Source organism: Kutzneria chonburiensis, assembly GCF_028622115.1.
Classification (GTDB): Bacteria; Actinomycetota; Actinomycetes; order Mycobacteriales; family Pseudonocardiaceae; genus Kutzneria; species Kutzneria chonburiensis.
On record NZ_CP097263.1, the window covers coordinates 529,199 to 553,145 of the forward strand.

Annotated in this window: 17 protein-coding genes; 10 read left to right on the plus strand and 7 right to left on the minus strand. The window is 70.3% G+C overall.

Features of this window, described 5'->3' with window-relative positions; genetic code table 11:
- Positions 1-130: 130 nt before the first annotated feature.
- On the minus strand, positions 131-295 hold the full coding sequence (locus M3Q35_RS48735) for a hypothetical protein (protein WP_420704755.1): 165 nt from the start codon (positions 293-295) through the stop codon (positions 131-133).
- 6 nt (positions 296-301) lie between these two features.
- Between M3Q35_RS48735 and M3Q35_RS48740 the strand changes: the two genes are divergently transcribed.
- The 3 genes from M3Q35_RS48740 (at position 302) to M3Q35_RS02595 (ending at position 2,829) form a co-directional block, all read left to right on the plus strand.
- The gene (locus tag M3Q35_RS48740; RefSeq protein ID WP_420704756.1) at positions 302-712 is read left to right on the plus strand and encodes a class II glutamine amidotransferase; all 411 of its coding nucleotides are present in this window, start codon (positions 302-304) and stop codon (positions 710-712) included.
- Positions 709-1,680: an L-histidine N(alpha)-methyltransferase gene (egtD, locus tag M3Q35_RS02590; RefSeq protein ID WP_273939955.1), complete on the plus strand. Its 972-nt coding sequence runs from the start codon at positions 709-711 to the stop codon at positions 1,678-1,680. The genes M3Q35_RS48740 and egtD overlap by 4 nt, the downstream gene beginning before the upstream one ends.
- Positions 1,681-1,782: 102 nt before the next feature.
- Entirely contained in the window at positions 1,783-2,829 is a 1,047-nt protein-coding gene (locus tag M3Q35_RS02595) for a 2-oxoglutarate and iron-dependent oxygenase domain-containing protein (RefSeq protein ID WP_273939956.1), read from the plus strand.
- A gap of 208 nt (positions 2,830-3,037) precedes the next feature.
- Here the strand turns inward: M3Q35_RS02595 and M3Q35_RS02600 are convergent, their stop codons facing one another.
- The 6 genes from M3Q35_RS02600 to acnA all read right to left on the minus strand — a co-directional run bounded on the left by M3Q35_RS02600 (position 3,038) and on the right by acnA (position 12,720).
- The gene (locus M3Q35_RS02600; protein WP_273939957.1) at positions 3,038-5,074 is read right to left on the minus strand and encodes an alpha-galactosidase; all 2,037 of its coding nucleotides are present in this window, start codon (positions 5,072-5,074) and stop codon (positions 3,038-3,040) included.
- Between the two features lie 339 nt (positions 5,075-5,413).
- Positions 5,414-5,716, minus strand: a complete 303-nt coding sequence (locus M3Q35_RS02605; protein WP_337960549.1) for a helix-turn-helix transcriptional regulator — start codon at positions 5,714-5,716, stop codon at positions 5,414-5,416.
- A 256-nt stretch (positions 5,717-5,972) separates the two neighbouring features.
- Positions 5,973-7,097 carry an MFS transporter gene (locus M3Q35_RS02610; RefSeq protein WP_273939958.1) on the minus strand — a complete coding sequence of 375 codons (1,125 nt, stop codon included), beginning with the start codon at positions 7,095-7,097 and terminating at the stop codon, positions 5,973-5,975.
- A gap of 158 nt (positions 7,098-7,255) precedes the next feature.
- Complete coding sequence (locus M3Q35_RS02615) at positions 7,256-8,374, minus strand: inosamine-phosphate amidinotransferase 1 (protein WP_273939959.1); 1,119 nt, start codon at positions 8,372-8,374, stop codon at positions 7,256-7,258.
- Between the two features lie 23 nt (positions 8,375-8,397).
- Positions 8,398-9,729: a preATP grasp domain-containing protein gene (locus tag M3Q35_RS02620; protein ID WP_273939960.1), complete on the minus strand. Its 1,332-nt coding sequence runs from the start codon at positions 9,727-9,729 to the stop codon at positions 8,398-8,400.
- Between the two features lie 234 nt (positions 9,730-9,963).
- Positions 9,964-12,720: an aconitate hydratase AcnA gene (acnA, locus tag M3Q35_RS02625; protein ID WP_273939961.1), complete on the minus strand. Its 2,757-nt coding sequence runs from the start codon at positions 12,718-12,720 to the stop codon at positions 9,964-9,966.
- A 196-nt stretch (positions 12,721-12,916) separates the two neighbouring features.
- Here acnA and M3Q35_RS02630 point away from each other — a divergent pair, with 196 nt between their 5' ends.
- From M3Q35_RS02630 to M3Q35_RS02660, 7 genes are all read left to right on the plus strand, one after another.
- Positions 12,917-13,609: an ATP-binding cassette domain-containing protein gene (locus M3Q35_RS02630; RefSeq protein ID WP_273939962.1), complete on the plus strand. Its 693-nt coding sequence runs from the start codon at positions 12,917-12,919 to the stop codon at positions 13,607-13,609.
- Positions 13,606-14,250, plus strand: a complete 645-nt coding sequence (locus tag M3Q35_RS02635; RefSeq protein WP_273939963.1) for a hypothetical protein — start codon at positions 13,606-13,608, stop codon at positions 14,248-14,250. The genes M3Q35_RS02630 and M3Q35_RS02635 overlap by 4 nt, the downstream gene beginning before the upstream one ends.
- Positions 14,251-14,833: 583 nt before the next feature.
- Positions 14,834-16,339: a VMAP-C domain-containing protein gene (locus tag M3Q35_RS02640; protein WP_273939964.1), complete on the plus strand. Its 1,506-nt coding sequence runs from the start codon at positions 14,834-14,836 to the stop codon at positions 16,337-16,339.
- A complete protein-coding gene (locus M3Q35_RS02645; RefSeq protein ID WP_273939965.1) occupies positions 16,336-17,382 on the plus strand; it encodes an AAA family ATPase in 1,047 nt (348 codons plus the stop codon). Before M3Q35_RS02640 ends, M3Q35_RS02645 begins: the two co-directional genes overlap by 4 nt.
- The gene (locus M3Q35_RS02650) at positions 17,379-21,434 is read left to right on the plus strand and encodes an SAV_2336 N-terminal domain-related protein (RefSeq protein ID WP_273939966.1); all 4,056 of its coding nucleotides are present in this window, start codon (positions 17,379-17,381) and stop codon (positions 21,432-21,434) included. The genes M3Q35_RS02645 and M3Q35_RS02650 overlap by 4 nt, the downstream gene beginning before the upstream one ends.
- A gap of 26 nt (positions 21,435-21,460) precedes the next feature.
- Complete coding sequence (locus tag M3Q35_RS02655; protein WP_273939967.1) at positions 21,461-22,639, plus strand: ArsB/NhaD family transporter; 1,179 nt, start codon at positions 21,461-21,463, stop codon at positions 22,637-22,639.
- Between the two features lie 72 nt (positions 22,640-22,711).
- A complete protein-coding gene (locus M3Q35_RS02660) occupies positions 22,712-23,908 on the plus strand; it encodes a glycoside hydrolase family 18 protein (RefSeq protein ID WP_273939969.1) in 1,197 nt (398 codons plus the stop codon).
- Positions 23,909-23,947 lie beyond the last annotated feature (39 nt).

Below are 23,947 nucleotides of genomic sequence, written 5' to 3' on the forward strand. Positions count from 1 at the left end.
TGCTGCTGGCGCCGCCGCACTCGCTGCTGCACCAGTCGTACGCGCCGCAGGACATGCGGCACGGCGGGACCATCAACGCCGACGGTTTCGGCGCGGGCTGGTTCGCGCCGGGCGAGAAGTCGCCCGTGCGCTACCGGCGTGACGTGCCGATGTGGACCGACGCCGCCTTCGCCTCGCTGGCCGGTGCGAGCACGGCCACGGCCGTGGTCGCCGCCGTGCGGTCGGCGACCGTCGGCATGCCCGTCGTGGAGACGGCCAGCGCCCCTTTGCCGAGGGGAACTGGCTGTTCAGCCACAACGGCGTGGTCCGCGGCTGGCCGGACAGCGTTTCACTGCTGGCGCAACGACTTCCCGTGGCCGATCTGCTCACTTTGGACGCCCCGACCGACGCCGCCCTGCTGTGGGCGTTGGTCCGGCATCGGCTGCGGGCCGGGCAGGAGCCCGTCGACGCCGTCGAGGCCGTCATGCTCGAGGTCGCCGCCGCGGCGCCCGATTCCCGGCTGAACCTGTTGCTGGGCAACGATGAGCTGCTCGTCGCCACCGCGTGGTGGCACTCGCTGTGGGTGCGGCCCGGTCCCGGCGCCGTGACCGTGGCGTCCGAGCCCATCGACGACGACCCGGCCTGGGTCGCCGTGCCCGACCACAGCATCGTGTTCGCCTCCAAGACCACTGTGGACATCCGACCCCTGGATCCAGGACGGCAGGAACCATGACCAACCCCGTGGTGGAAAACCACCTCACCGCCGACCACATGGCCCGCGCGCTGCGCAACGACGTGCGGGCCGGGCTGGCCGGCCCGCTGAAGTCGTTGCCGCCCAAGTGGTTCTACGACGCCGTGGGCAGCGATCTGTTCGAGCGGATCACCGAGCTGCCCGAGTACTACCCGACCAGGGCCGAGCGCGAGGTGCTGCGGGCCAGGGCCGGCGAGATCGCTGCCGTGACGCAGGCGCGGACGTTGGTCGAGCTCGGCTCCGGCTCGTCGGACAAGACCAGGACCCTGCTGGACGCGTTGCGGGACAACGGTTCCCTGCGGCAGTTCGTGCCCATGGACGTGTCCGAGAGCGCACTGCGGGCCGCCGCCGAGACCATCGTCGGCGAGTATCCCGGGCTGTCCGTGCACGCCGTCGTCGGCGACTTCACCGAGCATCTCGCCCTGCTGCCCGGCGAGGGGCCGCGGATGATCGCGTTCCTCGGCGGCACCATCGGCAACCTGCTGCCGGCCGAGCGGGAGAAGTTCTTCCGCTCCATCCGCGAGGTGCTGGAGCCGGGGGAGTGGCTGCTGCTCGGCACCGACCTCGTCAAGGATCCCGGCGTGCTGGTGCCGGCCTACGACGACTCGGCCGGTGTCACGGCCGCGTTCAACCGCAACGTGCTCCGGGTCGTCAACCGTGAGCTCGACGCCGACTTCGACCCGGACGCCTTCGCCCACGTGGCGCTGTGGGACGCCGAGAACGAGTGGATCGAGATGCGGCTGCGGGCCCTGCGGGCCATGCACGTGCGGCTGCCCGGGGCCGGCGTCGAGATCGACTTCGCCGAGGGCGAGGAGCTGCGGACCGAGATCTCGGCCAAGTTCCGCCGCGAGGGCGCCGGTGCCGAGCTGGCCGAGGCCGGCTTCGGCCTGTCGCACTGGTGGACCGACGAGGCCGGGCGGTTCGCCGTGTCCTTGTCCCGCGCGGAGTAGTGCGGGTCACCGGCGGGTGCCTTTCGGCACCCGCCGGTGTATCTTTCGACCCCCATCGTGACGGCGTAGAACCGTTCGTGCCCGCACGACCGTGTGCACGCCATGAGGACACTTCGAACCTTCCAGCTCCCCGCCGAGGTCACCGGTTCGATCTGGGACATCGCGCTGGGTGTCGAACTCGTCCGTGCCTGGCAGACCGACGGCATCCTCCAGGTGGCCACCGACAGCATCGCCAACGCCGTCACCGCTGCCGCGCTCCGTGAGAGTCGCCGGTTCTTCGCGTTGCCGCTGCGTGACAAGGCACGCCTGGTCAGCGATCTCACCTATGCCGGCTATGTCGCCTCCGGTGAGGAGGTGACCGCCGGTGAGCAGGACTTCTCCGAGATCTTCACGGTGTGCAAGGACCTGCCGACCACCGATCCGCGCGTCCGCGCCGGCTGGCCCGGCCACGGGCCGGTGCCGTGGCCCGATCCGGTCTACCGGGACGTGATGACCGCCCTGATGTTCCAGTTCGGCCTCATCGGCGACAAGATCCTCAAGCTCACCGCGTTGGGCCTCGGCCTGCCCGACATGAACGTCCTGACCGAGCTGGCCACCGACGGCTGGCACCACATGCGCGTGCTGCGGTTCCCCGCCCGCTCCGCCGTGACGGCCCGTGGCATCGGGGCGCACACCGACTACGGCATGCTGGTCATCGCCACCCAGGACGACGTCGGCCAGGGCCTGTTCGTCCGTCCCCCGGTCGACGGCGAGAAGCGGCCCCGCAACTGGCTGGAGCACGAGAGCTCGGCCGGCGTCTTCGAGCACGAGGAGCCTTGGCACCTGGTCGATCCCGTGCCGAGCACCTTCACCGTGTTCCCCGGCGACATCCTCCAGTTCCTCACCGCGGGGGAGCTGCTGTCCACGCCGCACAAGGTCAAGCTGGCCGACCGTGACCGGTACTCCGTGGCCTACTTCCACGAGCCCGACTTCCCGGTCACGCTCCGTCCGGTCAACGGCGGCGACCCCGAGGAGACCATCCACTACGGCACGCATTTCACCAACATGTTCATGCGCTGCTACCCGGATCGCGTGACCACACAACGCATCCTGGCCGAAAACCGCCTCTCCATCCTCACCCGCATGCGCGAGTCGGCGCTGACCCCCTGACCCCCGCGAGTCCCGGTTAGCGTCACACCGAAATGCGGGTTCCGGCATGCGCCCGCTGGGGTGGCGTGGCGGCGGCATACCCCGCGAGTCCCGCTCTCGGGCGCCTTGGCGAGTTCCGCCCTCGGGCCACTTCCAGCGTGGTGCGTAGGTGGGTGGGCCCGAGGACGGAACTCTCCAGCCCGAGAGCGGGACTCGCGTGGGCGTGGGGTCAGTTGGCTGGGACGAGGGTCCAGCGCTGGTTGGCCCCGTTGTTGGCGGACCACTGGATGACGGCGGCGCCGTCGGTCAGGGAGTTGTTGTAGGCGTCCAACAGCAGGCCGCTGGAGGCGCTGGTGATGGTGAGGCGGTTGGGGCCGGCGTCGGCCAGCCGCCAGCGGGAGTTGGCGTTGCCGTCGTCGTGGTACTGGATCAGCTGCGTGCCCTGCGTGGTGGAGCCGCCGGGGACGTTGAGCAGCTTGCCGCTGTTGACGTTGGTGATCGTGTAGAGGCCGCCGGCCGCCGGGGCCAGCGTCCACAGCTGGTCGGCCTGCTCGTTGTCCTCCCACTGGAGGACCTTGGCGGCGTCGGCGGTGGAGTCGTTGTCCACGTCCATCCGGCCGCCGCTGTTGAGGTTGACGAGCTTGTAGCGCGTGCCGGCGTCGATCACCGGCGTGAGCTGCCACTGCTGGTCCGACGATCCGGTGCCGACGGCCTGGCTGGCGTTGGCGCCGACGACCAACCCGTTGAGGGCGCTGGTGATCGTGCTCCCGGACACCCGCCACTGGGCGGCCCCGCCGGTGTCGTGGGACTGGACCAGAGTGGCGCCAGGGGTGGAGTTCGGCACGGTCAGCAGCCGGCCGGTGCTGCGGTTGACGAGCTTGACCGTGCCGGCGCCGGTGCTGACGGCTTGCCACTGCTGGGTGGTGCCGCCGTTGGCCGGGCGCTGGACGACGGCGGAGCCGTCCGTGGAGGACGTGACGTCGAGGGCACCGTTGGCGTTGCCGATCGTGTAGTACATGCCGGTGTAGTGGAAGCCGGCGGCGGGCACGACCCGGAGCAGCCGTGAGGCATGCGGCGCAAGGGATGCGCTGAACGTGTTCGTCGCGGTGCCGAGATCGGTGTGCGTCCACAGGTCACGCACCGAAGCCGTGCCGCCGAAACCGAGGTCGCTCCACCGAGCGGTGACGGTGGCGGTGGAACCGGTGAGGTTGAACAACGCCACGGTGTAGCTGCCGTCCGCGTTGCCGGTGGCCCAGGTCTGCAACTGGGTCAGCCGGTCCACCGGCCGGGCGGCGTTGCCGCGCTGGTCGACGGCCAGCACCTCGTCGTTGGTGAGCAGCGACAGGTCGTCGGCCGTGAGCGCGGTGAGGTCGGTGCCCAGGGTGATCGGCGAGGCCGTGACCGCCCACAGCGTCATCGCGGTACGGCGCTCGTCAGCGGTCAGGCCGGTGTTCGAACCGCCGATTTCCAGCGAGTCCGGGTCGTTCCAACCGCCGGCACTGGCCCAGTCGGTCCAGTTCGGCAGGTCGCCGAACCGCTGCGCCACGTTGTTCCAGTTCGTCAGCGTCGAGCAGTAGCACTCGACGTCGCCCTCGATGCGCCAGCCGTTGGCGTACTGCTTCCACGTCGCCGCGTCGGACAGCGCCAGCGAGTTGGACAGCTCGAAGTGGATCGGCCGCCCGGCCTGGTTGAGCGCCTGCGACCAGTGCTGCACGTCCGGGATGTCCCAGTCGCCGACGCCGTCCAGCTTGACGTAGTCCACGCCCCACGACGCCAGCTGGTTCGCCCAGGAGTTGAGGAACGCCTGCGCGGCGGCCGGGTTCTTGGCGTAGTCGATGTAGTACATCGAGCCGTTGCCGAAGTTGTAGTTCGTCTCGTAGCGGCTGGTGTCGGAGACGATGTCGCGGGCGTGCCAGCCGGTGCCCTCGATCGGCGTGTTCTGCTGGTACGCCGCGACCGGGATGCCCGGCGTCAGGTACATGCCGAACTTCTCACCGAGACCGTGCACATAGTCGGCCACGACCGCCATGCCGTGCGGGAAGTGACCCGGGTCGATGGCCCAGCGGCCGCCGGAGTCCACCGTGGTCTTCGGGTTGAGGTAGTAGAAGTCGTCGATGTTCAGATAGGTGTAACCGTGCGTGACCAGGCCGCTGTCGTGCATGGCCTTGGCCTGCCCCTCGATGTTCGCCTCGGTCGGATTGCTCCGTACGAAGCTCCAGCTGCTCCAGCCCAGCTGCGGCGTGGCCGCGACGCCGTTGGCCTGCATCGGCGCCAGGCCACCCGACGTGACCTGGTTACGGTCAGGCTCCGCGTGTGCGGCTGGCAGGGGCAGCACGCACAGCAGGGCCGCGCAGAAAAGTGAATGTGTCAACCGTCCGAAGTGCAACGCCCACCCTCACAGGGTCCGGGGCGGCGGAGACGACGTCACGTTGTCATACGAGGCCGGCACGGTCAAGACGCCGTTTGGTTCGACAATGTGAATCCGCTGTTTTATCGGCGTTACCGCCACAAAACGTGAGAAGTTGCCCGTTGAATCATTTGAATCCACGGCGCAGTGGCCTCGTCGAGATGGCGGACTCGACGATGCCCGACCCGGGGGATGTGGTCAGTCCGCGTTCTGCCGCCGCTGCACCGGGATCCGCCGGGACCGCCGGGCCGCCACCGCCGCGCTCTCCCAGCGCTCCGACGGGCAGCCCAGCACCTCGCTGAGCCAGTTGCGCCAGTAGGGACCGGGGATGCGCTTGCCGCGCTCCCAGCGCGACACCTCCTCCCTGGTCACCGCGTCGTTGCCGGACACCCCCGCCAGCTGGTCGGCCAACTCGTACTGGGTCAGCCCGTGCTGGCCCCGGAGATGGATTATCAACTCGCCGATGGAGAGTTGCGTACGCATTCCAGTGCCGCCGATCACGTTCCACTCCCTGCTGCATGCGCCGGAATAGTGGATCCACGCGCGTCACATGCTCACCGCCCAAGGACCGTTTGGGATCCTATCGGCGGGTGCCCGCCATAGCTACGGTCCGTGCATGGTTTGTCGGAGAGATTCGGCCGTGTTGCCGGCCACGGATGAACGGAACTCACGCGCAATACCCGGAATGGAGTAGATCCGGGCCGCCCCGGTCGCCGCACCGGCCGCTGCACGCGCATTCGACCGCACCCAGCCGCTGTCACGATGATCGGTCGTCCGCCACCTGGGTCTCGCGGCGCAACGCGAAGAACAACGCAGCCAGCAGACTCAAGCCGATCATGCCCACCGCCGACGCCGTCAGCGCGCCCTGCGCCGTCAGCGCAAGGATCAGCGGCGCGCCGATCAGTGCGCCGGCCGGGCTGGCCAGGGACAGCACCGCTCCCCGAGCAGCCAGCACCGGAGCCAGCTGCTCCTTGGGTACTGCACGCTGGAACAGCACCGTTGTGGTGGACGGGAACGGCCCCCACGTCAGACCACACAGCCCGAACGCGAGCCAGCCGATGTACACCGAGCCGCTCAACCCCAGCGGCAACAGCACCAGACCGAAGCACAGCACGGTACCGACCGTGGTCAGCCGCATCGGCCAGTTCTTCAGGTAGCCAGCCAGGATCGCACCCAGCACTGCGCCGATACCGAACGACGTGTAGTAGCCGGCTAGTTGTGCCGCCGATCCGTGCAGGTCTTGGGACACATGTAGCGGCAGCGCGACCGTGACCGGGCCGAACAAGACGAAGAAGCCGAAGGACAGCACCACCAATCCCAGCAGTTCCCGGCTGCGTCCGATCAGCTGGAAGCCGGCCGAGCGCCCCGACGTCGCCTTGACCGAGACGGCCTTGGCTTCCGGGGGGACGGCACGCCCATAGGTCAGTGCCAGCACCGCGAACGTGGCAGCATCCACGGCGATCACCGCCGCCGGACCGACCAACCAAATGATCAACGCGGCCAGCGGCGGACCGCCGACCGTCGAGAACTCGAGCAGCACGTTTACCACGGCGTTGCCGGCCAGCATGTGCTCGTCGGGCAGCAACTCGGCCAGCAGGGTGTACCGCCCGGCCTTGCCCCAGGCGCTGAGCAGCGAAGACAGCGCGAGCAGCACAACGTACAGCACCGGCGACAGCGCGCCGAGCACGAAGCACAGCGGGATGGCGCCCAGTAGCACGGCCCTGGTCACTGCATCCCAACCGGCGAGTTGGGCACCGGAGCGTCCGCGAAGGAAGCGGTCGAACGCCACGGCGCCCAGCGCGCCGGGGAGCACGTACGCCGCCGCCGCGAGGGCGACCCACGTGCCGCGCTGGTCAGGGGCGCGATCTGCAGTGCCAACCATGCGATGGCGATGGTGCTCATACCGTCACCGATGCTGGAAAGACCGATACCCGGCAACACCTTACGCAGCACCGGGTGGGTGACCACCGGCCAGTACGGCGTGCGCTTCACCGCAGTCAACATCGCAGAACTCCGCCCCTGTCGTTGCTTGTCCCGGCTTCAGCCGAGGTAGTTCTCCGGCCCGCCGTCGCGCACGACGTCGAGGGTCACGCAGTGGAAACCGCCGCCGAGCACCCGCTGGTGGCGCAGCCGGTGTGGGACCACGGTGATGCCGCGCCGCTCCAGCGTCGCGAGCAGCGCGGGCTGGTCGGCGTCGACGACGGCGTGCTGTTCATCGAGCATCAGCAGGTTCATGCTGATCCAGCGACCACTCAGCGCGTGATCCATGGCCAGCGGACCCTCGTCAATCGGCGGGCACCAGACGACGTCCCAGCCGGCCAACGGCGCGGGCACGGTGTCGGGCGTGATTCGCTCAGGGTTGAGCAGGACCAGACCGGGCCGCAGGAATGCGATCGTGCTGTCGATGTGCGTGTAGCCGTACACGTCGCGCAGCGGGTGCACACGCACATCGCCGACGAGTCGCATGGTCGACTCCAGCCAGCGCAGGCCTAACTCGTTGCCGCTGCGGGAGACCTGGTACAGCAGGTCTCGGCCGAGCCGGAGCACGTTGGCAGCCTCGAAGGCGGGCTCCGTCTCGCCGAGGACCGGCAGTCCCTGCTCGTCCAGCGCGAACAGCTCGTCGGTCAGCCGCGGCCGCGGCGCGGCCAGCCACTGCGCGCCCTGCGCCAGATAGTCCTGCAACAGCGGGCGCAGGCCGAACTGCTCGAAGTAGCGCGACCGTGCCGGACTCGGCGTCTCGATGAGGGTCGAGCCGACGACGAGGGTGAGGTCGCGCGGGCAGTAGGTGCTGAAGCCCGTGGTGTGCCAGTCGGGTGTGCCGAACCGCGCGCTGTGGTCGATCGGGACCGGCCGGCGCACTGTGACCCCGAATTGCTCGAGCAGGCCGACCAGACCGGCCAGGTCCTCGTTGGTCTCGTCGATGATCCACTGCGGGTAGCGGCCGGTGCGCACCGCGGCCAGTTCGGACGCGGTGAGCTCCGGGTAGTAGTTGAGCCAGGCGGACGGGTCCGCGGTCAGGTCGGGAATGGCGGCGCCGGTGGCGTCCCCTACTACCACTTCCCGCAAAGTGGTGAACTCGTCCCACGAGTTGACCACGGGACGGGTGGCGGGCTCGGCGCGGGCGTGCTCGCTCGGCGCGAGCAGGTGCTCTACGGTCATGACGGTGGTGTCTCCGGACGCGTTCAGGCCGAGCCGACCGGCAAGGCGTCGATGGTCGCGATCACGGCCTCGGCCGACTCATAGTCCTCGCCGACGATGCAGTACATGACGATGCCGTTGACGTCGACGTAGTTGCCGGTGAGCACGACACCAGTACCGGTCGTGGCATCGAACTCCAGTCCCGCCGCACGCAGCGCCTCGACGGCGGCGACGAAGGACGGGACCGTCCAGGCCGCGCGTTCGATCATGACCCGGTGGCCACGGTGTTCCGGTCGCAGCATGCGGTCGCGCAGCGTGATGTGCAGATGCGTCGACCCGGTCAGCCGGCCGTTGGTCTCGCTGAACACGATTCGGCCGTCGCTGGTGCGGATCGCGTCAGCGCTGATGTTGCCCCGGTAGCCGAGGCCACGGAACGCCTCGCACAGTCGGCGTCCCTCGTCCACGAGTTCCTGGTGCTGCTCGGGGCTGACACCCTGCGGCGGCACGATCTCGCCGATGGCCACCGGCTCCATCAGGATCTGCCCGGTACCGCGCAACTCGCTGGCACGCTCTCCGACCTCGAACTCCGAGTAGACGGTGACCGCATCGGTGAAGTACTGCTCGATGACCAGCCGGTCGTCGCGGCCGCCGGTCAGCCACGACCAGCGCTCGGCGACGTAGTCCTTGATGGCCTGTTCGTCAGGCAACACGACAACCTTGCGCGCCCCGGCCGGACGCACCCCCTCGGCCGTCGCCAAGATCTCGTTGCCGAAGCCGCCGCCGGCGAACTCCTTCTTGACGATGACGGCGTCGCCGTTGCCCAGGATCCGGGCGATCGTGGCCTCGGCCAGCTCCGGACGACCGGCGATCGCGCCCGGCGCGATGGCAACTCCGATACCCGCCGCGACGGCCCGGAAGGCGGCCTTGCTGTTGACCAATGCGTCGCCACCCTGCTCGCTGAAGGCGAAGCCGGGCAGGGCAGTCTCGATGCCTACGGCCCTGGCCAGTTCGATGACGTAAGCGTCGTCGTAACAGGTGACGATCTCGTCGATCTCCCGCCCGGTCAGCGCCTGCTCCAGTTGTGCACGCAATCCCGGGTCGGTCAGCCGGTCCGGGGTGAGCAACTCGGCACCGAGGTAGCCGGGCGACGGGACGAGCAGGGTGAGGGAAGCGCGGTCGACGCCGGTCCGGCCGAGGACGTAGTCGATGTAGTCGTCGTCCGCGATCCACGGCAGGACGAGGATGTCGCCGTCGTCGGCGAACCAGAACATGCGCTGAGCGCCCCAACCGCCCGCGACGCGCTCGGCCGGCGTCAGCAGCGACAGGTCGCCGACCATTTCCTCGGTGCGGCTGTTGGCGATGATCAGTTTCGACATGCGAAGTCCCCCTACAGGCTCACATGGTTGTGACGGATGCTCACCTGGGAGAAGACGCGCGAGGGCCCGGAACTCCGAACCCGTCCCCCCTGACGAGCCGCCGGACGTTCACCCGGCGTTCACTTCGCACCCTAAACGACCCTGGCGGTGCCTGTCCTGGGATTCGGCACCGAACACCGGGCCGAAAGGGCCGTCACCGGGAGGATCCCGGTGACGGCCCTGGACGCGGTCAGGTCAGCTGTTGACCATCTTGCGCAGCACGTACTGCATGATGCCGCCGTTGCGGTAGTAGTCGGCCTCGCCGGGGGTGTCGATGCGGACGACCGCGTCGAACTCGACGGTGGTGCCGTCGGCCTTGGCCGCGGTGACCTTGACGGTGCGCGGCGTCGAGCCGTTGTTCAGCTCGGTGACGCCGGCGAAGTCGAAGGTCTCGGTGCCGTCGAGGCCCAGCGACGCGGCGGTCTCGCCGGCCGGGAACTGCAGCGGGAGCACGCCCATGCCGATCAGGTTGGAGCGGTGGATGCGCTCGAACGACTCGGCGATGACGGCCCGCACGCCCAGCAGGCTGGTGCCCTTGGCGGCCCAGTCACGCGAGGAACCCGAGCCGTACTCCTTGCCGGCCAGGATCACCAGCGGCACACCGGCCTCGATGTAGGCGGCCGACGCGTCGAAGATGGTGGTCTGCTCGCCATCCGCGAGGAAGTTGCGGGTGAAGCCGCCCTCCACGCCGTCCAGCAGCAGGTTCTTGAGCCGGATGTTGGCGAACGTGCCCCGGATCATCACCTCGTGGTTGCCACGGCGGGAACCGTACGAGTTGAAGTCGCGGCGCTCGATGCCGTGCTCGGTCAGGTACTTGCCGGCCGGCGAGTCGGCCTTGATGGAGCCGGCGGGCGAGATGTGGTCGGTGGTGACCGAGTCGCCCAGCAGCGCCAGCACCCGCGCGCCGTTGATCTCCGTGACCGGGGACGGCTCCAGCGCCATGCCCTCGAAGTACGGGGGCTTGCGCACGTAGGTGGAGTCGTCGGCCCAGTCGAAGGTGTTGCCGGTCGGCGTGGGCAGCGACTGCCAGCGCTCGTCGCCGGCGAACACGTCGGCGTAGTCCTTGGTGAACATCTCGGCGGTGACCGCGGTCGAGATGACGTCCTGCACGTCCTGCGGCGACGGCCAGATGTCGGCGAGGTAGACGTCCTTGCCCTCGCTGTCCACGCCGATCGGGTCGCTGCTCAGGTCCAGGTCCATGGTGCCGGCCAGGGCGTACGCGACCACCAGCGGCGGGCTGGCCAGGTAGTTCATCTTGACGTCGGGGTTGATCCGGCCCTCGAAGTTCCGGTTGCCGGACAGCACCGACACGATGGCCAGGTCGTTGTCCTGCACCGCGGCGGAGATCTCCTCCGGCAGCGGGCCGGAGTTGCCGATGCAGGTGGTGCAGCCGTAGCCGACCAGGTTGAAGCCCAGCTTGTCCAGGTACGGAGTCAGGCCGGCCTTCTCGTAGTAGTCCATGACGACCTTGGAGCCCGGGGCCAGGGTGGTCTTCACCCACGGCTTGCGGGACAGGCCGCGCTCGACCGCGTTCTTGGCCAGCAGCGCCGCGCCGATCATCACCGACGGGTTGGACGTGTTGGTGCATGAGGTGATTGCCGCGATGCCGACGTGGCCGTGGTCCAGCGTGGTCTCGGTGCCGTCCTCCAGGGTCACCGACACGACCTTGCGCGGGCGGGCGCCGTTGGCGGCCGCGTTGTGCGCCGGGGCGTCGCTGGCCGGGAACGACTCGTCGATCTCCTCGTCCACGTTGTCGTCGGCCTTGACGTAGTTGCGCACGTCCTGCTGGAAGCGCTTCTTGGCCTCGGCCAGCTCGATGCGGTCCTGCGGGCGCTTGGGGCCGGCGATCGACGGCACGACCGTCGCCAGGTCCAGCTCCAGGTTCTCGGAGTAGACCGGCTCACGGCTGTCGTCGTGCCAGAGGCCCTGCTCCTTGGCGTAGGCCTCGACCAGCGCGACCTGCTCGGCCGAGCGGCCGGTGAGCTTGAGGTAGTCCACCGTCTCGCCGTCGATCGGGAAGATGGCGCAGGTGGAGCCGAACTCGGGGCTCATGTTGCCGATGGTGGCGCGGTTGGCCAGCGGCACCGCGGACACGCCGGAGCCGTAGAACTCGACGAACTTGCCGACCACGCCGTGCTTGCGCAGCATCTCGGTGATGGTCAGCACCAGGTCGGTGGCGGTGGCGCCGGCGGGCAGCTCGCCGTGCAGCTTGAAGCCGACGACGCGCGGGATGAGCATGGAGACCGGCTGGCCCAGCATGGCCGCCTCGGCCTCGATGCCGCCGACGCCCCAGCCCAGCACGCCGATGCCGTTGACCATGGTGGTGTGGCTGTCGGTGCCGACGACGGTGTCCGGGTAGGCGACGCCGTTGCGGATCATCACCACGCGGGCCAGGTGCTCGATGTTGACCTGGTGCACGATGCCGGTGCCGGGCGGGACGACCTTGAACTCGTCGAAGGCGGTCTGGCCCCAGCGCAGGAACTGGTAGCGCTCGCGGTTGCGCTCGTACTCCAGGTCCACGTTGCGCTCGAAGGCGTCGGGGCGGCCGAAGATGTCGGCGATGACCGAGTGGTCGATGACCAGCTCGGCCGGGGCCAGCGGGTTCACCTTGGCCGGGTCGCCGCCCAGCTGGGTGACGGCCTCGCGCATGGTGGCCAGGTCGACCACGCAGGGCACGCCGGTGAAGTCCTGCATGATCACCCGGGCCGGGGTGAACTGGATCTCGGTGTCGGGATCCGCGGTGGGGTCCCAGCCCGCCAGCGCACGGACGTGGTCGGCCGTGATGTTGGCACCGTCCTCGGTGCGCAGCAGGTTCTCCAGAAGGATCTTGAGGCTGTACGGCAGGCGCTCGGCGCCGTCGACCGCGCTCAGTCGGAAAACCTCGTAGGAGGCGTCTCCGACGGTGAGCGTGCCACGGGCGCCGAAGCTGTCCTTGCTCGCAGGTGCAGTCACGTCAAACTCCATCGTGCGACGGCGCTGGTCAGGTTCGGGAACGTAGGGACCGAGTGTCGCGCACCTTGGTGGGGTGCGCCGCCGGACCCTGCTCGGCTTTAACAGTACGCTTGTCCTGTATTGGCCTTCAAGTGGGGTCTTGCTCACGTCAATCTCTCATCGCGTCTGCCAGGATCGGCCACCGGGAGGGGTGCGGTTGATCACTGTCGACGGGGTCTGGATGCGCTACGGCCGGGGGCCGATGGTGCTGTGGGGCGTCGACCTGGATCTGGCGCCCGGCTCGGTGACGGTGGTGCTCGGCGAGAACGGCTGCGGCAAGTCGACCCTGCTGCGGATCGCCGCCGGCGTGACCGTGCCCAGCATCGGCACGGTCCGCGGACGGCCGGCTTCGGTGTCGTACCTCCCGGAGCGGTTCCCCGACCAGCTGCGCCTGTCGGCCCGTGCCTACCTGCGGCACTTTGCCCGCATCCGGCGGCTGCCCACCCGTGTCGAGCTGCTGGACCGCCTCGGCTTCGCCGGCGACCTGGACCAGCCGATGGCCGAGCTGTCCAAGGGCAACGCCCAGAAGGTCGGCCTCACCCAGACGTTCGGTGCGATCGACGGCTTCCTCGTCCTGGACGAGCCGTGGGCCGGTCTCGACGTCGCGGCCCGGGCGGTGCTCAGCGACCTGGTCCGCGAGGCGGCCGACGCCGGCGCGACGGTGCTGGTCACCGATCACACCGGTGCGGCGGCCAAGCTCCCCGGCGCGACCGTGTACCGCATGGTCGACGGGCTGGTGCAGCCGGTCGAGGACGTCGGCTTGGTGGAGGTCGTCGTGACCTGCACGTCCGAGGCCGTCGACCAGGTCGCGAAGCTGCCCGGCGTGCACTCGGTGCGGAGGGCCACGTGATCCGCTACCTGCTGGCCGACCTGGTCAAGTCCCAGCGCTGGCTGCCGCCCGCCTTCGTCTACCTGGCCATGATCGGCGTGCTCTACGGCGGCGACCCCGGCACACCGCTGCCGCCGTACGGCGTGTCGGCCATGGTGCTGTTCCCGTTGGCGGCGTGGGTGACCGTGGTGCTCGTCAACAACGAGGATCCGGTGCAGCGTCACGTCACCATGGCCGCCGTCGGCGGTTGGCGCCGGCTGCTCGGCAGTCTCGTCGCCACGGCGTTCGTGCTCACCGGCGCGCTGGTGCTGCTGGCCACGCTCGTGCCGGCCGTCATCCACCACCACCCGTACGCACTGTCCGATGTGGTCCTCGGCTTCACCGCCCACGCCATCAGCGCCGTCACCGGCGTCGGGCTCGGGGTGCTGTGCTCACGGCCGCTCATCCCGACCACGGGTTGGTCGCTGGTGGCCGTCCTCGGCGTGTCGCTGCTGCTGCTCGTGGTGGCCAACCGCCTGCCGCCCGTCGGGGCCATGGCCCACCTGCTGTTCACCAACGGGCCCGTGCCGGTGGCATCGGTGCTCGTCCAGGTGGCCGTGGCGCTCGTGGTCGCCACGGCCTGTTTCGTAACGGCCCACCGCCTGGGCCGCCGCCGCTTCTAGCTTTGGCACATGCGGACCGGATGTGCCGCTGGGAGGCAACAACGACGCGCATGTGACATTCGAATGTGCGTGGTAGCGGATTTCGGTGTGACGGAGAGCGGGACTCGCGGGGGTGGGCCGTCTGGTCCAATGCGGTGATTGGACTGGTCCCTTCGCGTCGAACATCCCAAGGTCGGGCGTTGACGCGCCGACAACCTTGTCAGGGAGCACCACGCCGTCCATGAGGGAGGCCCCCATGAGCCGGTCGAAACACGAGCCGCGGCCCGAAGGGCCCACGCCGGACCTGCCGATCCCGTACCCGCGGCGACCGCTCGGGTGAGTGGTTGGCGTGCGGGCCACCGCTTCCCCTTCACCAAGTGGCCCGCACGCCGGCACGTGGGTGGCGGCGCTGCTCTCCGCTACGAAGAGGCAACGTAGCGTGGCGCGGATACCCCCTGGCCGTTCTGTCACCCGATGGGCCCAGCAGCGCTGCCTCTGCGTGCCATTTGACGCAGACGAACGCCGCAGCGGTGGTTAGCCTTGCCGCGACGGGGCGGCAACTTACGATGGCCGGGCGAAGATCGTGAGCGACGGGGAGGCGCGGGTGGACTCTGCTGGCCGGCCGCGGCTGCCGGAAACCGTGCGCAACCGGCTGGTGGCGCTGCTGCTCGAGGTGGACGAACTCCAGGACCCGACCACCCGCGGCTCGATCGTGACCGAGCTGCGCAACCGCCTCGGCCCCGGTTTCGACGTGCCGACCCAGACGACCGACCGGCTCTACACGATCGCCCTGGTCGAGGAGTGCCAACGGCACTACGGCGGCCTGCGCAAGCTGGTGGACGCGCTGCGCCTGTTCTGCCAGGGGCACTACCGCGTGGAAGAGGCCGCGGACCTGATCGCCGGGCACGTGCCGCTGGAGATCCTGTTCCCGGCCGAGCGCGCGGATCTGCGCAAGCTGCTGTCGCCGCTGACCGGCGAGGTCGACGCGCACAGCGTGTACCGCGCGTCGTCGGGACCGCTGGCGCCGCCGCTGGAGTCGGCATCGGACGATCTGCTCGGCGTGGCCGACGAGCTCGTGAACCGGATGATGCTGCCCGGACAACTGCCGCCGCTGCTGAACTTCATCGAGTACCTCGCAGCCTTTGTGGACGGTCGTGGGCAGACGGCGCAGGCGTTGCGCCGCTGGAACGCGGACGTGGTGCGCCGCTGCGAACTGCCGTCGCAACTGCTGGCCGTGGCGCGGGAGAACGCGCACCTGCACGTGACCAAGCGCGTCGGCCGTGCCTCGCTGCTCGTGCAGATCGAGGAGGACGGCCTCGACCACAACCGGTACCAGGTGTCGGTGTGGCTGTGGCTGGACACCGACAGCCAGACGCTCGCGCGTGACGACCACTCGTACGCGCTGGAGGAGATCCGCGACGTCGTGGACCGCGCGTTGCAGGACTGTGTCGGCCTGTTGGTCACGGATGCCGTGGTGCCGACGGTGGAGTTCATCCTGCCGCACCGGTTGCTGGTGACGGACGTGGACAAGTGGCTCGTCACACACGGCAGTCCGTTCGGCCGCCGGCTCGGCACCTACTACCCCGTGGTCGTGCGCAGCCTGGACCGCCTGCGCACCACGTCGCTGCCCTTGCGCCAACTGTGGCGTGCGAAGTGGCGGTGGTTGCAGGAACACAGCGGACTGCACCCGGAGTCGGCGGTGCGTTGGCTCGGCGACGAAGACGGCCGCGACCCGCAGCGGTTGTACCGCGAGCTGAGTGGGGACCAGCAGCCCGTCGCAGTCGCGTGGCACGGACCGCCGCCGCCGGAACACCAGGCGGCCGACTCCGTGCTGGGCGCGGCGGTGTGGGCCGGCACGCCCGTCGCGCTGTGGTGCCGTGAGCACCACGGCGAGGGCGGTCACCTCCAGCTGGCCGACATGCTCACCAACCGTCCGCTGCCGGGACTGCCCGACCACGCGCTGCGCGCCCGTATGGAGGCCGACGCCCCCGGCGCCGCCGACGACCACTGCGGCAACCACCTCAGCCTGCTCTGGGACGACCCGTCCCGCCTGCCCGAGCCACGATTCGGGCTGTCCGCGCCGAGCTCAACGGGAGGATCCCCACCATGACCGGGGATGAGGACTGGCTGATCTACCGGGGTGCCGGCGAGCCGCACGACGGCATCGACCGCCTCCCGCCGCCACCGCGGTGGCGTGAGTTCGGCGGCCTGCCCCTGGTGGAGCCGCTGCTCGGCACGGACGGTTCGGGCGGCCGCAAGCTGGGGGAGCAGGAGCGGGCCACCACGTACCGCGCCGACAGTGAGGTCACGGAGATCGTCAACGCGGCGCTGTACCTGCGCCGGCCGCTGCTCGTCACCGGCAAGCCCGGCACCGGCAAGTCCACGCTGGCGTACAGCATCGCCCACGAGCTCAAGCTGGGGCCCGTGCTGCGCTGGCCGATCACCAGCCGCTCCACGCTCCAGGACGGCCTCTACCGCTACGACGCGGTTGGCCGGTTGCAGGACGCCAGCCTGCGCCAGGGCAGCGCGCGGCCGTTGCTGCGTACGGGAAGTGGCGAGCCGGCGGCGCCGCCGAGCATCGGCCGCTACATCCGGTTGGGCAAGCTCGGCACGGCGCTGCTGCCGCAGGCGCGGCCCCGGGTGCTGCTGATCGACGAGATCGACAAGAGCGATGTCGACCTGCCCAACGACCTGCTCAACGTGTTCGAGGAGGGCGAGTTCGAGATCCCCGAGCTCACCCGGCTGCCCGACGACCAGGCCACGGTCGAGGTGATGATTGCCGACGGCACCGACCGGGTGCCGATCCAGCGCGGTCGCGTGCGCTGCAACGCTTTCCCGGTCGTGGTGCTGACCAGCAACGGCGAGCGCGACTTCCCGCCGGCCTTCCTGCGCCGCTGCCTGCGCGTGGACATCCGCACGCCCAACCGGCAGCAGCTGACCGACATCGTGACGGCGCATCTCGGTGCCGACGCGGTGACCGCCAGCGAAGACGTGATCGATCGCTTCCTCGAGGACCGCCGCGTCGGCGACCTGGCCAACGACCAGCTGCTCAACGCCATCTACCTGGCCGCGTCCGGCGGCCGTCCGCCCGAGGAGACCCGGGCCCGGCTGCTCGACGCGCTGCTGCGGCCGCTCAGCCAGCCGGGCCAATGAGACTGGAGCGGCTCGTCGACGCGCTGGCGGCGGCCCAGGTGGACGTCACCGGCGAGGAGCTGGCCGACGCCATCTGGCTGGCCGGCTTCTTCGGCGACGCCCGGTCCGTCGGCAGCGAGCCGGTGCCGGAGCGGGAGGTGCTGCCGCCGCCGGTGGAGCCGGAGGGGCCGGTTTCCACGGACGCCGTGGAGACGGATCGCCGGCCACGCCTGGGATCCCGGCCGTCGCCGGGGGCCACGGAGGTGCCCGCGTCTTCGGCGGCCATGCACCTGCCGGGGCGCGGGAATCACGTGGATGGCATGAGCGCCTTGACCATGCTCAGCCCGGCGGCCCCGGCGCTGCCGGACACGCTGCGGCTGTCGCGCGCGCTGCGGCCGTTGAAGCGGCGGGTGCCCGACCCGCACCGGCTGGTCGTCAACGAGCAGGACACGGCCGACCACATCGCCGACACGGGCCTGTGGCTGCCGGAGTTCCAACCGGAGATGACGCGCTGGCTGGAAGTCGCGCTGGTCGTCGACTCCGGGCCGTCCATGCGGATCTGGCAACGCGCGGCCGTGGAGCTGCGGGTGTTGCTGGAGCGCATGGGGGCGTTCCGGGACGTGCGCGTGTGGGAGATGGACACCCGTGAGGACGAGCCGCGGCTGCGGCGACCGGGTGCGCCGAGCCGCAGTCCCCGTGAGCTGATCGACCCGAGCGGCCGTCGACTCGTGCTGATGCTGAGCGACTGCGTCGGCGAGGCGTGGGTTTCCGGTGCCATGTCACGGTTGTTGACGCTGTGGTCGAAGTCGGGGTCGGTGGCGATCGTGCAGACGCTGCCGCAGCGGCTGTGGCACCGCACCGGTGTGGTGCCGGTTCCGGTGCGGCTGCGGGCTTTCGAGTCGGGGCTCCCGTTCCGGCGCTTCGAGTTCCAGCCGCGCAACCAGGGTTTCGGCGCGCCGCCGCCGACCGGGATTCCCGTGCCCATCATGGAGTTGGACCCGCGGTGGATCGGCCGCTGGGCGTCGCTGCTGGCCGGCGAGAACCGCGGCTGGGTCGACGGCGTGGTGGTGTTGGCCGGCGGCGAGATCGGGGCCCGTCCGGAGTGGATGGTCGACGTGCCACCGGACACGCCGCTCGATCTCGTGCAGGCCTTCCGCGCCACGGCATCGCCGACGGCGTTCCGACTGGCCGGCTTCCTGTCCACGGCCCCGCTGAACCTGCCGGTGATGCGCCTGGTGCAGGCGACGATGCTGCCCGAATCGGGGCCGGCGCACCTGGCCGAGGTGTTCCTGGGGCAGCTGCTGCACCGTGTGGGGGAGGAGCAGCCGCGCGAGGACCCGGACGACGTCCAGTACGACTTCCACAAGGGCGTAAGGGAAACGCTGCTGGGCACGCTGCGCCGGGACGAGGCCGTACGGGTCTTCGGCGAGGTGTCGCGGTTCGTCGGCAGCCGGATGGGGCAGCCGCTGGACTTCGCCGCCATGCTCGCGGATCCCTTCGGGCACAACGGTCCTCGGCTGTCGCCGGACAGCGTGGCGTTCGCCCAGGTGTTCAAGACGGTGCTGGAATCGTTGGGACCGCCGTATTCGCAGGCGGCCAAGCGTTGGAGCGAGCTCGCGCCGCCGTCGGAGGACGACGGCTCACCGGCCATGGTCGAACTGACCACTTTGGACGGTGGGGAGACCACAGCGCAGATTGAGGCTGGTGAACTGGGCACGGAGGAAGTCGAGCGCACGGAACGGATGGCCTCGCAGATCTGCCTCTGCTACCACCCTCGGGACTACGCCTGGGCGGAATGGCTGCGCTGGGAACTGGACCGGCTCGGCTACGCCGTGGTGATCCGGCCGCTGTCCGAGGCGTCGACCCCGGACGGCCTGCGCCGGCTCGCCGCCGAGGCGCTGGAGAACGGCCGCTACGTCATCACGGTGATCTCCGCGAGCACGGTCGCGCTGCCGTTCGCCGGCGAGGCGTGGTTGCAGGCGCTGATCGACAGCCCCGGCACCCGCGGCCGCGTGCTGGCGGTGACCGTGCACGCCGGGCTGCTGCTGGCCGAACTGGTGGACCGGATCGACGGCGTCACGTTCGAGGGCAAGGACGCCCGCACGGCGCTCAACGCCATCGTCGACTGCCTCGGCCGGGTCGCGGCCCGGCCGGCGCGGACCACGCCGCCGGAGGTGCTGCGCTTCCCGCCGCCGCCGTTCCCGGGCGACGAGTCGCACGTCGGCGAGCCGGACAGCCAGGGGCCGGTGTGGGTGCTGACCGAGATCCGCGCGGGCGGGCGGTCGCTGCTGGCCCGCGGCGGCGCTGACGGCGCGGTGCGGCTGATCGACGTGGCCACCGGGCAGACCGTGCTCAACCTGGAGGGCCACACCGGCCCGGTCCGGGTGCTGGCGGCGATTCCCTCGGCCGACGGCGGCCACGACATGATCGCCAGCGGCGGCGTTGACGGCATCGTCCGCACGTGGGACCTGGATTCCGGCGCGCTGGTCCGGGAGAGCCGGTTCCTCGAGGGCGAGGTGTGGGCGCTGGCCACGGTCCGCGTCGGCGGCCGGATCTGCCTGGCCGGCACCGGATCCGGCTCGATGATCCAGCTCTGGGACCCGGAGACCGGGCAGCGGATGCGCACCCTGGTCCGCCGCGGCGGCCGCGTGTGGGCGCTGGCCTCGGTCGCGGTCGGCGGCCGCGAGCTGCTGGCCAGCGGCGGCGCCGACGGCACGATCCGGCTGTGGGATCCGGAGACCAGCGCGGTGCTGCGGACCATCCAGGCCCATCGCAGCACGGTGTGGGCCCTGACCACGATCGACGTGGACGGCCAGTCGCTGCTGGCCAGCGGCGGGGCCGACGGGATGATCCACATGTGGCATCCGCGCACCGGCGCGCTGGTCAACTCGTTCGTCGGGCACGTGAGCACCATTCGCACGCTCGCGGTCGTGCCCAGCCGCAACGGCGATCTGCTGGCCAGCGGCAGCGCCGACAGCACGGTGCGGCTGTGGAATCCGCGTGGCACAAGGGATGGCGTCGAGCACCGGTTCAACCACCACACCGGCGAGGTGTGGGCGCTGGCCGCGGTCGAGGTGGATGGCCGGGTCCAGCTGGCCAGCGGCGGCGTGGACGGCACGATCCGGCTGGCCGACCCCGTCACCTTCCAGACCGACGAGCTCCAGTCCGTACGGTCGAGTGCAGTCTGGGCGTTGACCTCCGTGCTGCTGCCGGACCGGACCCTGCTGGCCAGCGGGGCGCTGGACGGGTCGGTGCACCTGCACGAGCTGTCCGGCTTCTCCGAGGAGCGGACCCTGCGTGGACATCGCAGCACGATCCGGGCGCTGGCCTCGGTTCCCGGTCCGGGCCGGGTGCTGCTGGCCACGGGTTCCTCCGACGGCACCGTACGGATCTGGGACGCCGACACCGGTGAGCATCTGTCGACCAGGGCCGAGCACACCGGCGAGGTGTGGACGGTGACGCCGCTGCTGGTCAACGGCGAGCGTTTCATGGCCAGCGGCAGCGCCGACGGCACGATTCGGCTGTGGCCGCTGGACCGGGCCGAGGAGTCGCAGGTGCTGCGGGGGCCGGCGGCCGAGGTGGTGTCGCTGGCCGCGATCGACAGTGCCGACGGGCCGCTGCTGGCCAGCGCGGACAGCGACGGCCGGGTGCTGCTGTGGGATCCGGCCTCGTGCGAGCTGCTCGGCACGTTCGACGATGGCCTGGCCGGCGTGGTCACGCTGACCGTGGTCGACGGCCGGCTGGCCGCCGGCTGCCAGGACGGCACCATCGCCGTCGGCGATCCCGGCGGCGAGGTGCGGCTGGTGATGGACAGCGGGCTCGGCCACGTCGGGGCGCTCGGGCCGGCCCGGGTCGGTGACCGCCGGCTGTTGGCCAGCGGCGGTTTCGGTGGGCTGGTGCAGTTCTGGGACGTGCGGACCGGCGAGCTCGTCGGCGAGTACCAGGCCCACGGCGGGACCGTGCGGGCGCTGACCCGGGTCCGGGTCGACGGGCTGCCGCTGATCGCCAGCGCCTCCGACGACGGCGACTTCCTGCTGTGGGATCCGGCCAGCCGAATGCGGCCGCGGACGTGACGATGCTGAGCGAAAAGGAAACCAAGGTGCGCAGGCTGGACGCGCTGGATTGGGTGGCGATCGGGCTGCTCGCGGTGGGCCTGGTGTTCCTGGCGACGGGCCTGCTGCCGCTGGCGCAGGCCGAGGCGACCATGGTTCGGATCGGGCCGATCCTGGTGTTCCTGGGCGCGGTGATCGTGCTGGCCGAGCTGACCGCCGAGGCCGGTGTGTTCGACGCCATCGCGATCCGGCTGACCATCCTGGCCCGCGGCAACTTCGTGCTGCTTTTCGTGCTGTGCGTGCTGTTCGCCGCGATCACCACCGCGACTTTGAACCTGGACACCACGGCCGTGCTGCTCACCCCGGTCATGCTGGCCGTGGCCGCGCGGCTGGCCATTCCGGGCGCGCCGCTGGCCATGACCACGGTGTGGCTGGCCAACACCGCGAGTCTGCTGCTGCCGGTGTCGAATCTGACGAACCTGTTGGCGATGAACCGGGTCGCGCTGAGCGCCCCGGCCTTCGCGCAGCGCATGGTGTTGCCGGAGCTGGCGTCCGTGGTCGCGACGGCCGTCTGCCTGTGGATCTTCTACTGGCGGCGGGGCCGCCGCGGCATGGACCGCTACGAGCCGCCGACCGCCCCGAAACCGGCCGATCCGGTGCTGTTCGGGATCTGCGCCGTCGCCTGCGTGATCTTCATCGCCGGTGTCGTGGCCGGGGTGGAGCTGGCCATCGTGTCGCCGGTCTGCGCGGCCGTGGTGGTGATCGCCTTCGCCGTACGCAAGCGGGGCTCGCTGCGCTGGGGCCTGCTGCCGTGGCGGCTGCTGGTGTTCGTCACGGGCCTGTTCTTCGTCGTCCAGACGATCAGCGATCTCGGGCTGGCCGGCATCATGCACGCCGTGATGGGCGGCGACAACGGCCCCGGCGGCGTGTTCCGGGCCGCCGGCGCCGGCGCCGGGCTGTCCAATGTGCTCAACAACCTGCCGGCCTACACCGCGGGCGAGGCCGTGGTGCCGGTGGCCAACCACAACCAGCTGCTGGGCCTGCTGATCGGCACGAACGTCGGGCCCATCGTCACGCCGTGGGCCTCGCTGGCGACCTTGCTCTGGTACGAGCGGTGCCGCTCGGCCGGGGTGAAGGTGGCGTGGGCTCGATTCGTGCGGACCGGTCTCGTCACGGCGCTGGCCTGCCTCGCCGCCGCCACCGGCGCGCTCGTGCTGACCGGCTGAACAGGCGGATTTCCGGCAACTCGGGTACCGGCCCCTTGCTGATCGTGATCGATTCACTACAGAGTGGCGGGCATGTCTCCCCTGCGTGCACTGGCCCTCGGGGTCGCCGCGCTGACCGTCGCCGGCACGGTCACCGGCGCCGCGACCGCGGCCACCGACCACGGCCACTCGAACCACATCGTCGGCGCGTACTTCACCGCCTGGGAACACGACGCGTTCCCGGTGTCGAAGATCCCGGCCGCCGTCACCAACGTCTTCTACGCCTTCGGCGGCATCGCCAACGGGGTCTGTGCCGCGCCGGACGCCGGCAACGTCGCCGACTTCGCGGCGTTGAAGCAGCTCAAGGCCGCGCGGCCGGGCCTGCGGGTGTCGATCTCCATCGGCGGCTGGGGCGCCGGCGGCTTCTCCGACGCGGCGCTGACCGACGCCTCCCGCAAGAAGGTCGTCGCCTCCTGCCTGACCACGTTCTTCACGACCTATCCGGGCACGTTCGACGGCGTCGACATCGACTGGGAGTTCCCGGTCTCCGGCGGCCCGGCCGAGATCACCGCCCGGCCGGTCGACAAGGTGAACGCGACCTTGCTGGCCAAGGAGTTCCGGCGTCAGCTGGACGCGCTGGGCGGCGGCCACAAGCTGGTCACCGCGGCGCTGCCGGCCGGACGGCTGCAGACCGGCAAGGGCAAGTACGGGGACCCGTACGACCCGGCGGCCAGCTTCGAGCTGGGCCAGATCGCCCAGGTGCTGGACTGGATCAACCTGATGACCTACGACATGGGCACCGGTTTCTCCCCGGTGTCCACGTTCAACGCGCCGATGGGCCAGGTGCCGGCGGATCCGCTGGGCCAGCCGATGAAACGCTGGAACAACGTCACCGGCGCGGTGCGGTACTACGAGCAGCACGGGGTGCCGGCCGACCGGATGGTGCTGGGCGTGCCGTACTACGGCCGCGGCTTCCACGTGACGCAGGCCGGGCCGAACCACGGGTTGTTCCAGCCGTGGGACAGCGGTTTCGACCCGGGCAGCTGGAACGACATCAAGTCCACGCTGCTCACCGACCCGGCCTGGGAGCAGCACTGGGACGCCGACGCCCGGTCGCCGTGGCTGTTCAACCCGGGTAAGCAAGTTTTCGTCAGCTACGAAAACCCGCGGTCCATCGGCATCCGCGCCGACTTCGCCAAGGCCGCCGGCCTGCGCGGCGCCTTCACGTGGGAGATCGCCGAGGACGACGCCCAGCACAGCATGCTCAACGCCATGGCCCGCCCCTGGTGATCATCACTCCAATGCAGGTAAGGCGTCCTTCCCTGCATC